This window comes from Bradyrhizobium sp. 149, from assembly GCF_023073915.1.
Lineage (GTDB): Bacteria > Pseudomonadota > Alphaproteobacteria > Rhizobiales > Xanthobacteraceae > Bradyrhizobium.
The window spans coordinates 1-668 of the sequence record NZ_JADPKK010000003.1 but is presented as its reverse complement, the minus strand read 5'-3'; the positions used below and the strand labels follow the sequence as shown (position 1 = coordinate 668).

Genomic DNA, 668 nt, shown 5'->3' with positions numbered 1-668 from the left:
TCCTTTGCAAGCACGGGCGCGACGGCCGGTGACGGCACCACGGCCCTGACCGGCGCCATCACCCTGATCGCCACCAACGGCACGACCGCGACCGGCCTGGCCGGCAACGCCCAGCCTGCCGATGGCGACACGGTGACCGTGAACGGCAAGACCATCACCTTCCGCAGCGGCGCGGCTCCGGCGTCGACCGCCGTTCCGAGTGGTTCGGGCGTCAGCGGCAACCTCGTCACCGACGGCAGCGGCAACACCACCGTCTATCTCGCCACCGCGACCGTCAACGATCTCTTGTCCGCGATCGATCTGGCCAGCGGCGTCAAGACCGTATCCATCACCGCGGGTGCTGCGACGATCGCCGTGAGCGCCAGCCAGCCAGGTGCTGCCGTCTCGACCGCCGCAGGCGGCGCCGTCACGCTGAAGAGCTCGACGGGTGCGGATCTCAGCGTCACCGGCAAGGCCGACCTGCTCAAGGCTCTCGGCCTGACGACGGCCGTGGGCGGCGGCAACGCCACCATCAACGTCAACCGGACCACGAGCTCGGGCTCGCTGGGGGCAACGATCGCCGACGGTTCGACGCTGAACGTCGACGGTCACGTCATCACCTTCAAGAACGCGCCGATCCCGGGCTCGACCGGTGCGCCGAGCGTTCCGAGCGGTTATGGCACGAGCGG

The 668-nt window shown here is 69.6% G+C and carries 1 protein-coding gene; it reads left to right on the top strand.

The features are described 5' to 3' along the window. A partial coding sequence (locus tag IVA88_RS00340; RefSeq protein ID WP_247495313.1) for a DUF1522 domain-containing protein occupies positions 1–668 on the top strand: 668 nt, incomplete at both ends.